The organism is Desulfovibrio sp. (genome assembly GCA_016208105.1).
Taxonomy (GTDB): Bacteria; Desulfobacterota; Desulfovibrionia; order Desulfovibrionales; family Desulfovibrionaceae; genus Fundidesulfovibrio.
In genome coordinates this window covers 84,781-97,500 of the sequence record JACQYS010000011.1, presented here as the reverse complement: position 1 = coordinate 97,500, position 12,720 = coordinate 84,781, and the positions used below count along the sequence as shown (strand labels likewise).

Annotated in this window: 8 protein-coding genes; 4 read left to right on the top strand and 4 right to left on the bottom strand. The window is 60.9% G+C overall.

Features of this window, described 5'->3' with window-relative positions:
* Positions 1–7 precede the first annotated feature (7 nt).
* The gene (locus HY795_06465) at positions 8–1,744 is read left to right on the top strand and encodes an amidohydrolase (protein ID MBI4804860.1); all 1,737 of its coding nucleotides are present in this window, start codon (positions 8–10) and stop codon (positions 1,742–1,744) included.
* Positions 1,745–1,863: 119 nt separating this feature from the next.
* Here the strand turns inward: HY795_06465 and HY795_06460 are convergent, their stop codons facing one another.
* Entirely contained in the window at positions 1,864–2,304 is a 441-nt protein-coding gene (locus HY795_06460) for a hypothetical protein (protein MBI4804859.1), read from the bottom strand.
* A gap of 211 nt (positions 2,305–2,515) precedes the next feature.
* The gene (locus tag HY795_06455; GenBank protein MBI4804858.1) at positions 2,516–2,914 is read right to left on the bottom strand and encodes a hypothetical protein; all 399 of its coding nucleotides are present in this window, start codon (positions 2,912–2,914) and stop codon (positions 2,516–2,518) included.
* Between the two features lie 344 nt (positions 2,915–3,258).
* On the opposite strand from HY795_06455, the gene HY795_06450 reads away from it, so the two are divergent.
* From HY795_06450 to HY795_06440, 3 genes are all read left to right on the top strand, one after another.
* Positions 3,259–6,078: a PAS domain S-box protein gene (locus HY795_06450; protein MBI4804857.1), complete on the top strand. Its 2,820-nt coding sequence runs from the start codon at positions 3,259–3,261 to the stop codon at positions 6,076–6,078.
* 166 nt (positions 6,079–6,244) lie between these two features.
* Entirely contained in the window at positions 6,245–8,071 is a 1,827-nt protein-coding gene (locus tag HY795_06445; protein ID MBI4804856.1) for an alpha/beta hydrolase, read from the top strand.
* A gap of 220 nt (positions 8,072–8,291) precedes the next feature.
* Entirely contained in the window at positions 8,292–9,545 is a 1,254-nt protein-coding gene (locus HY795_06440) for a hypothetical protein (GenBank protein MBI4804855.1), read from the top strand.
* 151 nt (positions 9,546–9,696) lie between these two features.
* Here the strand turns inward: HY795_06440 and HY795_06435 are convergent, their stop codons facing one another.
* Together HY795_06435 and HY795_06430 are read right to left on the bottom strand one after the other, a co-directional pair.
* Positions 9,697–11,703, bottom strand: coding sequence for an MBL fold metallo-hydrolase (locus tag HY795_06435; protein ID MBI4804854.1), 2,007 nt, complete (start codon positions 11,701–11,703; stop codon positions 9,697–9,699).
* A 216-nt stretch (positions 11,704–11,919) separates the two neighbouring features.
* Positions 11,920–12,450 (bottom strand): N-acetyltransferase, encoded by a 531-nt coding sequence (locus tag HY795_06430; GenBank protein ID MBI4804853.1) that lies wholly within the window; start codon positions 12,448–12,450, stop codon positions 11,920–11,922.
* Positions 12,451–12,720 lie beyond the last annotated feature (270 nt).

Genomic DNA, 12,720 nt, shown 5'->3' with positions numbered 1-12,720 from the left:
GAACGCCATGCGAGCTTTTCGTTCATTATGGCGATTGTGCGTTCCGGGGATACTGTCCCTGGCCGTCATGCTTGCGGGTCTGGCAACGCTGCCCGCCTACGCCGCACCCCCGGACACCGTGTTCTTCAATGCCAAGGTGGTCACGATGGGCCCCGGGGGGGCCATCGCCCAGGCTGTCTGCGTGGCTGACGGCAAATTCCTGGCCGTCGGGACCAACGAGGAGATGAAGAAACTCGCAGGCCCGGCCACCCAGCTGGTCGACCTGGGCGGCAAGACGGTTCTGCCCGGGCTTATCGACGCCCATTGCCACCCCATGGAGACGGTGTTCTTAAAGGACAACTGGGTGGATGCCAGGTATCCGGGGACCAAGTCCGTCAAGCAGGCCCTCGAAAACATCGCGGAGTGGGTCAAGAAGACGCCCAAGGGCGAGTGGGTCTTCGTGGCCTGCGCCTCGGCCAGCCAGAACAAGTTCGAGGAAAAGCGGCTGCCCACCAAGGCGGAGCTTGACTCGGTTGCCCCGGACAACCCCGTGGTTCTGGCCGACGGCGCGCATCTGTGCGTGGTGAACTCCCCGGCACTTAAACTGCTTGGCATAACCAAGGGCGTCACCAAGCTCCAGCACGGAACCACCGTCATCATGGACCAGAATGGCGAGCCCACCGGAGCCCTGGCCGACGCCCAGGCCGATGTCCCCACCAACCCGACAGTGAAGGACCTGGAACGCTTCTACACCACGGGCATCCAGTCGTTCTGGAACCAGAACGGGTTCACCTCGCTCATGGCCATCACCCCGGCCACGGCCCTGCCCGTTCTCCAGGCGGTGGCGAAGACCGGCGTCAAACCCACCATCCGCTTCAGCACCTCGGTGTGGACCTCGTCCAACGCCAAGAACATGCCCGAGGACGTGAGCGGTTTTCGCATGCCCAAGGAGGCTGATCCGTCCTGGTACAAGTTCGCGGCCATAAAGGACTGGATTGACGGCGAAAACGACGCCCGCACCGGCTACATGTGCGAGCCCTACGTGGGCCATGCCGACACCGACCCGGTCGGAAACCGGGGAACGCTGGTGACGGACCAGGCTGGCGCCAACCGCTTCGCGGCCATCGCGGCCAAGAACGGCGTGATCAGCATGATCCATTGCTCCGGCGACAAGGCGGTGACCATGGGCCTTGACGCCTACGACGCGCTTCTCAAGGCAGGTACCCCCGCGCCCATCATGCGCATCGAGCACTTCGGCATGTTCCAGCTCAAAGACGAACAGCTCGCCCGGGCCAAACAGATGATGAAGAGCGGGCTTCGCGTGGTGGTCCAGCCCATCTGGCTCTCGGAGCTTGTGAAGGCCGACTTCGAGAACATGGACCCGAAGCTGGCCGCCACCGGTTTCAAGTTCCGCTCCATGGTGGACGCCGGCTTGGAGCCCGCCGCCAGCAGCGACATGACGGGCATCTACCTTGGCAACATAAACCCCTTCAAGGCCATGGCCGCGGTGGTGACCCGCCAGTCCGACATGGGACTTTTTGAGCCCGAGCAGGCGCTCACGCCCGAGGAGGCACTTAAGATGTGGACCGTCTGGGGGGCGAAGGCCATGGGCGAGGCCGATTCCAGAGGCTCCATCGAACCCGGCAAATTAGCCGACATGACGGTGATCTCGGGCGATTTGCTGACCATGCCCAAGGAAAAGATCGCGGACATCACTGTGGTCAAGACCATTGTCGGCGGCAAGGTGGTTTACGAGTCGAAATAAGATGTGACGTATCGGAGCGGACCTACGGCGCCCTCAATTCGGTGTGGGGGGCTGCGTATCCGGGCCGGGGTTTCAACCCGGCCCGCTTTTTTCCGACAGCCTCTGCACCGGGAGGTGCGTCAGTTGATTTTCCCGAGATCAAGGCGCTTGGTCATGATGTATTGGTGAATGGAGTAGAAAAACGAAATGGACCAGGCGAACATTATTATCCCGCACAGCGCCTCGAAGGGTGCCAGCAGGTTCCACTGCTTCGGCAACACCACGTCGCCGGTGCCAAGCGTGGTATAATTGGTTATGGATACGTAGAAAGACATCTCAAAGTCTTCTGTTACGCCAATAACCAGAAAGACAATGGCCCACATGGTTATGTTCACCAAATGGCAAGACACTATAACGGCCATGGTGCGAAACAAGTAGTCCAGCGCATTCACCAGCTCTCCATCCACAGCATTCCTGGCCCTGTTCCGTACGGAAGCATGCAGGATGTACGAATGCACGACGATCTGGTTCACAAACACGAGAAAGTACAGAAGAAGGCAGACCGAGAGCTGGCGTATCATGGGGCACGTTCTCCCTTGCCGCACGCATAAGACACTAAAGGTTGCGGCCAGGCCGGAATGAGCTTGCAAAAGACCTGAACACACCGGCCAGGTTCTTTATAACCGGGCTTACCTTCACGCACCAGTCCTGCGGATTTGTCAGCGCGTGTAAGGGCGTGCCCGACCTCCCGAAGGGGAAGCCGGGCACGAAATTGTATGTGCTGGGGGTTCTTTACTTCTTCTTGAGCAGCATCCGCACGGCAACGGCGTTCTTGCCTTGATGGGCGTATTGCAGCTCCATCTCTCCGTCCTTGGTGATGGTTCCTACCATGAAGCCCTCCTCGTGGTCCGCGATGAGGATCCGGCCGTCGGAGCTTATGGAGCCGCTGAATTTCTCGGCCCTGGTTTTCTTGGTGGCCGCCTGTATGTATGTTTTGCTCCCATTGAACACGCTGCCCTGTTGGCCCTCGACCGTGAGAACCATCTTGCCGGTAAGATACCCGGCCTTGGCCGAGTGCACCGCGGTGGCGCCCTCCCAGGTGCCGACCAGGTTCGTGGGGTCAGCGGCCAGCGCGGCCGAAGCGGCGCACACAAAAAGGACCATCAGAACCAAAGCGAGCCATTTGCGCATGAAGCACCTCCGGGTATGGGTTTACGCTTACGATATACCAAATCGTTTCACTGCGCATGGAAAAACAAATCGTACGCCCGCATGCCTCAGGTATATTGGCGCTCCACACGGCTGGAATACACGGCATGCACCGGCCAGCCTGTCTCATTTATCCTGCCATGGTATCCAGGACGACAAGGGCTTACGCCCACAGGCCCGAGCCCTGTGCCTTTCTGGTGTCAGCGGGAATTCTTGCCCAGCTGCCCCAAAACAAGGCCAAGTCGTTCTCCTTTCATTGCTTTCAATGGCAATCATGGTACACTCAAACTGAAACCATACAGACCTTCGCAGCCTAAGGACAATCTATGGGCAACTTGTTGCATGGGGTCTCCCAGCAGCACCTGAACAAACTCCTGGCCCTCTCGTCGAGCTTCCACCACCTTTGCCGGCGCAAGGGGACGGCCCCTTACCGCATCGACTGGATCGGCGGCGCCGTGGACGAGGTGACGGGCTACAGCGTGGCCGAACTCCTGGCAGACGGCTGCTGGCTTGGCCATGTATACCCCGAGGACAGGCAAGGCGTTGCCGAGCGTCTCCAAAGCATAAAGCCCGGCGAATCCGGGCAGGAGCATTTCCGTCTGACCCATAAGGACGGCTCTGTTTTATGGCTACGAGAGACCTTCCGCTGCGATCATGGCGACGACCCGGACGAGTATGTTCTCTACGGGGCGATTCAGGACATAACTGAAAGCAAACTGACCGAAGACACGCTTTTGTTCCTGGCCACATACACGCCAAAACAGTCCAGCGGGCAGTTCTTCAACGATACGGCGAAGTTTCTCGCTGACACGCTGAAAGCCGATTTCGTGTGCATCGACAAGCTTGATGGGGCCTTGCTGAACGCCACGACACTGTCCATGTATTTCAATGGAAAATTCGAAGACAACGTCACCTACACATTGAAGGACACTCCATGCGGAGATGTGGTCGGAAAAACGGTCTGTTGCTTTCCGCGCGATGTCCGGGCGCTCTTTCCCAACGATGAGGTTCTGCAACAGATGGCTGCCGAAAGTTACGTCGGCATCACCCTCTGGGACCTGGAACACAACCCCATCGGCCTCATCGCCCTTATCTGGAAAACTCCGTTCACGCGTACCCACCTTGCGGAAACCGTCTTGAGCCTGGTGGGCACCCGGGCCAGCAGCGAGCTCTTGCACCTTAAAGCCCAGCAGGAACTCAAGGATATCGCATCGGAACTCAGTGAGGCCCAGCGCGTGGCCCGGGTGGGCAGCTGGTATTGGGAAGCGGCCACGGGCACCACGGTGGGTTCCGAGGAAGCGCGTGCCATATTCGGCCTGGACGAAACCAACAACTTGCAGGACTTCACGGCGCAGCGGGGCACGCTCTATCCGGTCGATTCCTGGGAGCGTATCCATTCCGCAGCGCTGGAGAGCGTACAAACCGGTGTCGGCTTCGAATTGGATGTTCCGGCACTGCGTAACGGGGCGCCCATATGGGTATCCATGCGATGCGAGCCTGTCCGGGGCGAACACGGCGGCATCATCGGCCTGCGCGGAACGATCCAGGACATAACCGACCGCAAGAATGTGGAGGAGCGGCTGCTCCGCAGGGAAAAGGACCTGCTGGAATCGCAGCGCATCGCCCATGTTGGCAGCTGGCGATTGGACATTGCCACCAACGAAGTGGAATGGTCGGAAGAACTTTACAAGATATTCGGCTTTGACAATACACTCCCGCCCCCTCCTTACACCGAGCACAGGAAGCTGTTCACGCCTGAAAGCTGGGAAGCCTTGTCCACCGCCCTGGCCAGGACCAGAATGGCGGGGGCACCCTACGAGCTGGAACTGCAAACCTTAAGGAAGGATGGGGGCACCGGATGGATGTGGGTGCGCGGCGAACCCATCTTCGATTCTCACGGGGCCATCAGCGGCATCTGGGGGGCGGCCCAGGACATCACCGAGCGCAAAAGGATCGAGGAAGCCCTGATAGAGGCCAAAAACCAGGCCATAGCCGCCACCAGGGCCAAATCCGAATTTCTGGCCAACATGAGCCATGAGATACGCACCCCCCTAAACGGGGTTCTCGGCATGCTCCAGTTGCTTGAGACCACCGAGCCTGATGAAGAGCAACGCGAGTACCTGCTGGGCGCCATCCGCTCCACCAACCGCCTGAGCCGGCTGCTTGCCGATATTCTGGACATCTCACGGATCGAAGCGGGCAAAATGGAGATCGTCGAGGCACAATTCAACTTCATAAAGACCCAGGATTCCATAAAAGAACTGTTCGACGCCGAGGCGAAAGCCAAGGGAGTCAATTTAACGTTCGGACACGACGACACACTCCCCATGGTTTTGGTGGGCGACGAAGCGCGCTTGCGCCAGATTCTCTTCAACCTTGTCGGCAACGCGATAAAATTCACGGACCAGGGGGACATCCGGGTCGAGGCGTCGCTTCTGCCGAACACGAACGACGCATCAATCAATGTTTTGCTCACCATAAGCGATACCGGCATCGGCATTCCCCAGGAGAACCTGAAAGACATCTTCGAGCCGTTCGTCCAGGCCGAGGGTTCATACTCCAGACGCTTTCAGGGGGCGGGACTCGGGCTTTCCATCGTTCGGCGGCTTGTAAACCTCTTGGGTGGCCACATCACGATAGACAGCAGCCCCGGAGAAGGCACGACCGTCTTTGTGTCGCTGCCCTTCAGGCTTCCGGCTGCAGGGCGCAAACACACGGAGCCTCAAGCGCATCCCTCGCCTGGCATGGCGCGAGCACCGTTGCGCATTCTCATTGCCGAAGACGATTCAGTGAGCCTTGTCACCAGCAAGCGCATGCTCGAGAAGGCAGGCAACTTCGTCGCCACCGCCAGGGACGGCCAGGAGGCGCTGGAGCTTCTGAACAACCAGGATTTCGACCTGATCCTCATGGACATTCAGATGCCCGTCATGGACGGCCTGGAGGCAACGCGGGCCATCCGAAGCGGCAATCATTCCAGTTCGAAGTCGAACATCCCGATCATCGCCATGACTGCCTACGCCATGACCGGCGACAAGGAGAAGTTCCTTGAGGCAGGCATAGACGGCTACATCGCCAAGCCTGTGGAAAGGGCGGCGCTGGAGGAAGTGATTGATCGGGTAATGAAAAGAAGGAGCGCGGCAGCTTAATCGGCAGGCCCTGTCATATGCCCTGTCATATCCGGCATAAGAACATACCAAATGACAGCCTTGGCCCAGTTCGTTACGAACAGCCACCATGCCAATCACATTTTCCCTTCCCCCCGCCGCCAGCCGCAAGGCGTTGCTGCTGCTGGCCGTAATCGCTCTGGCCTTCATGATCTCAGGTTGCGCGGGCGTGGTCGTCAAACCCGCCACCCTGTCCCAACGCTTCGACGCCCTGGACCGCTCCGCCATAAACTCTTCAAGCCCCAGCGAGCTCACCCTGGCCTTCCTCTCGCAGCGGGACATGCTCGAACAGTGGCAAAGCGATCCCGACGGCCTCATAAGCCGCCTGGACGCCAAGTACCAGGCCGACCCGGGGCCGGGCACGCTGTTCGCCCTCATGGAACTGGCCCACATACAGGCCAAGCGCTACGCATCGCAGCCGGACAGGGCCGCATCGTTCGACCTGGCCTGCGCGGTGTATTCCTACCTGTTCCTGTTCGACCCCAAGGTAACGCCACCGAAGGACTACCTGCGCCCCAACGCCCGTCTCGCCGCTTTGTTCCACAACCGTTCGCTGTCGCGCTATATTCTCTACGCCCGCAAGCAGGGTGTCCGCTTCCACCCGGACATGAAGCTGCCCATGGCCACGGGAACCGTTGCCCTCAAGGAAAGGCTCAGCGGCCTGCCCTTCAACCCCGAGGAATTCTCCAGCATCCATCTGGCCTTCGAATTCGCCGTCTCCGGCCTGGATGCAACCCACTCCGTACCGGGCCTCGGGGTACCGCTCATCCTGGTGCGCGAGGCCGCCGCCCAAGACCAAGACAGACAGGACACGCGCTTTCTGTCCAAAATCCGCCAGGTCCTGCCCGCCACCCTTATCATGCGCATCGAAACCAGCCCTGCGGCAAAGCCGGATGGCGGGCACGAATATATAGGCAGGCTGGAAATCTATGACCCCATGCGGGTGAACTCCGTGCAGGTGGAGGGCATGACGGTCCCCCTGGAGACGGACACCACCACGCCCCTGGCCTGGATGGCCGCCAACGCTCCCGCGCCCCAGGGCATCAAGGGGCTCATGGACCCCGAGGCCCTGAAAGGGGCGCAGGGGCTCTACATGCTCCAGCCCTACCAGAAGGACAAAATTCCGGTGGTGTTCGTGCACGGGCTCATAAGCTCCCCGCTGACCTGGCTGCCCATGATAAACGGCCTCATGTCCGACCCGGAGCTTCGCGAACGCTACCAGTTCTGGTACTTCTCCTACCCTACCGGGAACCCGGTGCTCTATTCCGAAATGCTGCTTCGCGAATCCCTGTTGAATGTCCGCAACACGTACGACCCGGACGGAACGAACCCCGCCTTCAACAACATGCTCATCGTGGGGCACAGCATGGGCGGGCTTTTGGCCAAGGCCATGGTTCAGGACAGCGGCGACAAGCTGTGGGACGCCGTGTCCAAGGTGCCCCCCTCGGAGTTGCCCGTTTCCGAGGATGTCCGGAAGCTGGTGGAGAAGATGTTCTTTTTCAAGCCCCTGCCCTTCGTGACCGAGGCGGTGTTCATCTCCGCGCCGCACCGGGGCTCGGGAATGGCCCTGGGGACGATAGGGGCCATCGGCAGAAAACTGGTCACGCTGCCGTTCACCCTGGCCAAGGCCAGCGCCTCCCTTCTTGGCACTCTGGCCACCTTCGGGAAGAATATCCACGTCAAGGGCCTGCCCACCGGCATCGACGGCCTCTCCCCGAAAAACCCGGTGCTGACGACCTCGGCCGACATGCCCGTGGCCGTCCCCTTCCACTCCATCATCGGCAACGAGAGCAAGGCAGGCGTCCCTGGCGGAACCGACGGCGTGGTTCCCTACTGGAGCTCCCACCTGGAGGCGGCCCAGACCGAGCTGATCGTCAAGTCCGGCCACGGCGCGCACGAGCATCCCCTGGCCATCCGCGAGGTCAGGCGCATCATGAAAGAGCACGCGTTGATAAACAGGGAGAAAACCCCGTGACCCAAGCCGCCTGTTTGGTCATCAATCACCAGGATGGCCGATGAGAAATGATCGACAGCTGCCATTGGTCGCAAGCAGCGGTGTATCCGCACAGGCGTTGGAGCATATTTGAAGGAATTGTGGCTTGTAGGTGTGCTGTTTTGTGTGGGCGAACGAACTGGGGAAGGCGTATCGACTTTCAAAAAACTCTCGTCTGCCGTTTCCGGCGTTATGGAACTTCATGAAAGCAGTGAAATTCGCCATCATGTCCGTATTTTCCTTGTGCATTGCTGCCCAGCTCGCGGTTTTCGCCTTTGCCCAGGAAGTCGAATCCCCCCCCACGCTCCAGGCGTCGTCGCTCCTGCCCAAGGCGGTACTGTCCGGACCTGACTACCGCGTGGACAACACCGTCACCAACGACAGCTATCTCAACACCTATACCATTCATTCGCGGTACGGCGATATCAAGGCGGAATCCACGGCCCTCCTGTACACGCGCATTGCCGAAATCGCCGCCATGAAGAAGATGGACGAGGTGGCCGGCGCCAATGCGTTCGGAACCTCTCTGGCGGACAAGGGCAAGCAGACCGTCCAGGGTGCGGTGAACATCGTCACCGACCCCTTGAACACCATCGGCGGGGCATTGTCGGGCGTTGGCAAGATGTTCGCCAGGGCGCACGAGAACCTGGTGGAAAGCACCCCGAGCAAATACGAGGACAGCCGAATCCAGAACGTGATCGGCTATTCCCAGACCAAGCGCGACTACGCCAAAGAGTTCGGGGTGGACCCCTACTCCACCAATCCGGTGCTGCAGGAGAAGCTCAACCGCCTGTCGGAAGCAGGCTACGCCGGAAGCATCACCGGCAGCGCCTTGCAGGCTTTGATCCCGGGCGGGGTGGGCATCGCGGTCTCCAGCGTGAGCGGCACCGCCCTGCTCGGCAGCATCGACCTGACGGTGCCACCGGCGGAACTGCGCATGCAAAACCGCGATGCGCTGAAAAAGGCCGGCGTGCAGGACGCGCTGGCGCGGCTTTTCATCAACAACGAGCAGTTCACTCCCACCCAGCAGACGATCATCGCCAGGTCGCTGTCATCCATGACCGGCACCCGGGACAGGGACGAGTTCGTGGAGTTCGTTGCCGGGACGCAGGACCAGGACGTGGCGCTGTTCCGCCAGCGCATGAGCCAGATGTACGCCGGGTATGACAAAAACGTCGGCAAGCTCGCTCGTTTTGTTCAGCTCGGCCGGTTCGTGGGAGCTGTGCGTGAGAATGGCAGTCTGATTTTGGCTTTCCCTCTGGATTACCTGGTGTGCACCAGGACGAACTCCGACATCCTGGAGGCCTTGAACGCTGGCGCGCGGTCCCTCCCGGCCAAGAGCGTCGAGTTCTGGCTTACCGGAAAAGCAAGCCCGGCAACAAAAAAGGCCGTTAAACGTCTCGGTTGGACACTGCACGAGGATGGCGCCCAGAAGCTGCTGGGCAGCCCGTACTAGCATTTTGGCTGTGCATCCATGAACAGCCAGCCCTCAATGGCAGTCTGACGCCACTTGGTTGGCGGCGATGCCAAAGGGCCTACGGCAAGGCAGCCACAGGGCGGGAAACGCCGCTGTGGCTGCCTTGTTCATATTTGCTGCGCACGCCCCATCAGGGCGTGACTATGGCGAACCAGGGGTTCACGGCGTCGCCCATGGCCAGAAGCTCGGCCAGGGCGCCGATCTTGCCCTGCACGGAGGCGCGGCCCGCCTCCATCTCCTTGGCGAGCGTGGTCTTGCCCAGGAGCACGCCCAGAAACACCTCCCTGGGCAGGGTCACGGTGGCGTCCGGGTCCGGGGCCTGGGCGTTCGCCCGGTGCGACAGGGCGCAGTTCTCCAGGCTGAGCGAGAACTTCTCCTTGAGGTCGGGGAAGATGAAATTGATGGCCAAACGCTTACCCTCGGCCTTCTCCGCATTCAGGCGCACGGCCAGGGCGTCGAAGATCTGGTCCGGCGAGAGCCCGCGCAGGATGTCCACGCTGGCGCTCTTGCCGCCGGTCAGGGGCTTCATGCCCTCGCGCAGCTCCTTGGCGCCGGTAAGATAGAAGTTGCGCCACGGGCCGGATTCTGCCTGGTAGCCCATCTGCTCCAGGGCGTCGGCGGCCAGCTCCCGGGCGGCCTTGTTGCCTGGTTCCGCGAACACCACCTTGTTCATCACCTCGGCCACCCAGCGGTATTCGCCCTTTTCGAAGTCGCTCTTGGCCTTCTTCAGTATCTTGTCCGCGCCGCCCATGTACTCCACGTAGCGCTTGGCGGCGTCCACCGGGGGCAGGACGTTCAAGTTGGCCGGGTTGCCGTCGAACCAGCCCAGGTACTTCACATACGTGCCTTTCACGTTGTGCCGGAGCGTTCCGTAGTAGCCGCGCATGGCCCAATGGCGCTCCAGGGACTGCGGGAAGGCGATGGCCTCGGCTATCTCGTCGGGGCGCATGCCGTGGTTGGCCATGCGCAGGGTCTGGTCGTTTATGAAGCGGTAGCCGTCCCGGCCGAGGCTTAGCACCTCGCGCACTCTGTCACCTCCCCACACGGGCCAGTTGTGCATGCCGTACATTATTTCGGCCTTGTCGCCCCACAGGGCCAGGGTCTGGTCCAGATACTTCGACCAGGAGAGCGGATCGCGGATCTTGGCCCCGCGCAGGGTGTAGATGTTGTGCATGGTGTGGCAGCAGTTCTCGGCCGCGGTTACGGCTTTCATTTTGGGCACATACCAGTGCATCTCGGCCGGGGCCTCGGTGTCCGGGGCCATCATGAACTCGAAGTCCAGGCCGTCGATGTTCATGACCTGGCCGGTGCGGGTGATCAAATCCGTTGGCGCGATGAGGGTGATGGTGCCCGAAGACAGCGTAAGCCCCAGGCCCGAGCCCACCTGGCCCACCGGGGAGGGCTCCAGCAGGTTGCCGTACATGTACATGGCCCGCCTGCCCATGGCCGTGCCAGCCAGCACGTTCTCGGCCACGGCGGCCTCCATGAAGCCCACCGGCGCGATGATCTTGACCTTGCCCGCCTTGACGTCGTTTTCATCCACCACGCCGCGCACGCCGCCGTAGTGGTCGGTGTGGCTGTGCGAATACAACACAGCCACCACGGGCTTGCGGGGCCTGTGGGCGTAGTAGAGCTCCAGGGCGGCCTTGGCCGTCTCTGCCGAGACCAGGGGGTCGGCCAGGATGATGCCGGTCTTGCCCTCGTAGATGGTCAGGTTGGAGACGTCGGCATTGCGCACCTGGTAGAGGCCGTCCGTAACCTTGAAGAGCCCGCCCTTCATCACCAGGCGGCACTGGCGCCACAGGCTGGGGTTGACCGTGTCCGGCGCGATTTCCGTGCGCTCGATGAAGGCGTAGGGCCGCAAGTCCCAGGCGGTCTGGCCGGAGCTGTTCTTTATGACCCCGTCGTTCGGCAATGGGGCGATGAAGCCGCGGGAGGCTTCCTCGAAGTCGCGCATGTCGCCGAAGTCGAGCAGCGCCTTGAGCTTCTCGTTGGCGGCCTTGGTTGCCTGGGAGGCGGGCTTGGGCGCCGTGGTGCAGGTGGAACCTTCTGGGCAGGGCGGCGCGGCCAGGCAGACGCCCCCGGTAAAGAGCGCAAGGAAACCGACACTTCGCAAAACGGCCTTGAAAGAGAGCATTCCAACCTCCAGGCGGGTTTTTACGTATCCGGACACCATAAGCGCCCACGGCGCGACCATTCAAAGAGGCCGCCCAAGTGCTTTATACGCCTGATAATCCGGATGGATGTTCCAAGTCCAGAGACTGCGATACCGACCGAAAAGGTTCCTCCCCGGGCTTACTTCCCTGCCTGCACCGGCTGGTCCGAGAGGAGATCCGTGAGCATCTTAGGGGGGTTAACCGTCGGCAGGATTTTCCGGCGTGTCCAGAAGGAGCTGATAGAAGGCCAGGTCGAGCCAGCGGCCGAACTTGAAGCCCACCTGGGGAAGCGTACCCGCGTGCCTGAACCCAACCTTCTCGTGCAGCGCGATGCTCCCGGCGTTCGTGGCGTCTATCCCGCCGATCATGGCATGCACATCGCTACTACGGGCCGCCTGGATCAGCTTCAGCATCAAAGCCCGGCCGACCCCCCGGCCGCGATGGCCCTGGTGCACGTACACGCTGTGCTCCACCGTGTACTTGTAGGCGGGCCAAGCCCGAAACGTGCCGTAGCTCGCGAACCCCAAAAGCGCGCCGGACTCGTCTTCAGCGCCGATCACCGGGAAACCGCCGGTCCGCTTGGCATCGAACCATCCCACCATGCTCTGCGGCGGCCTTGGCTCGTAGTCGTACAAAGCGGTGGAGTTTAAGATGGCCTCGTTCAGGATTTCCAGAACCTTGTCAGCATGCCGCACGTACGTACACTCCACAAACATGTAATCGCTCATCGTGGCATCCTTGGCGTCAGTGATGGTCTCTCTTCTGCCGTCTTGGCGTTAAACCCTCACCCCGCCCCAGTCCAGAAGGAAAACGGCCCGGGACCGGACTGCCTTCTCCAATGAAAATTCTTGATGCCCTACTTTACTCTCCTCAAGAACTCATAATAGAGTTCAAAAGTTTGTCAGCCTTATCGCGTGGTCAAACAGCCAGAGCGTCGCAAAAAGGACGCATTTCCGAAAGGATGACGCACTCGCCAAGCCGTGCGGTGAAGGGCTTTG

Coding starts and splice junctions, on each gene's coding strand:
- HY795_06440 (MBI4804855.1), top strand. CDS start 8,292: ATGAAAGCAGTGAAATTCGCCATCATGTCCGTATTTTCCTTGTGCATT.
- HY795_06445 (MBI4804856.1), top strand. CDS start 6,245: ATGATCTCAGGTTGCGCGGGCGTGGTCGTCAAACCCGCCACCCTGTCC.
- HY795_06435 (MBI4804854.1), bottom strand. CDS start 11,703: ATGCTCTCTTTCAAGGCCGTTTTGCGAAGTGTCGGTTTCCTTGCGCTC.
- HY795_06460 (MBI4804859.1), bottom strand. CDS start 2,304: ATGATACGCCAGCTCTCGGTCTGCCTTCTTCTGTACTTTCTCGTGTTT.
- HY795_06465 (MBI4804860.1), top strand. CDS start 8: ATGCGAGCTTTTCGTTCATTATGGCGATTGTGCGTTCCGGGGATACTG.
- HY795_06430 (MBI4804853.1), bottom strand. CDS start 12,450: ATGAGCGATTACATGTTTGTGGAGTGTACGTACGTGCGGCATGCTGAC.
- HY795_06450 (MBI4804857.1), top strand. CDS start 3,259: ATGGGCAACTTGTTGCATGGGGTCTCCCAGCAGCACCTGAACAAACTC.
- HY795_06455 (MBI4804858.1), bottom strand. CDS start 2,914: ATGCGCAAATGGCTCGCTTTGGTTCTGATGGTCCTTTTTGTGTGCGCC.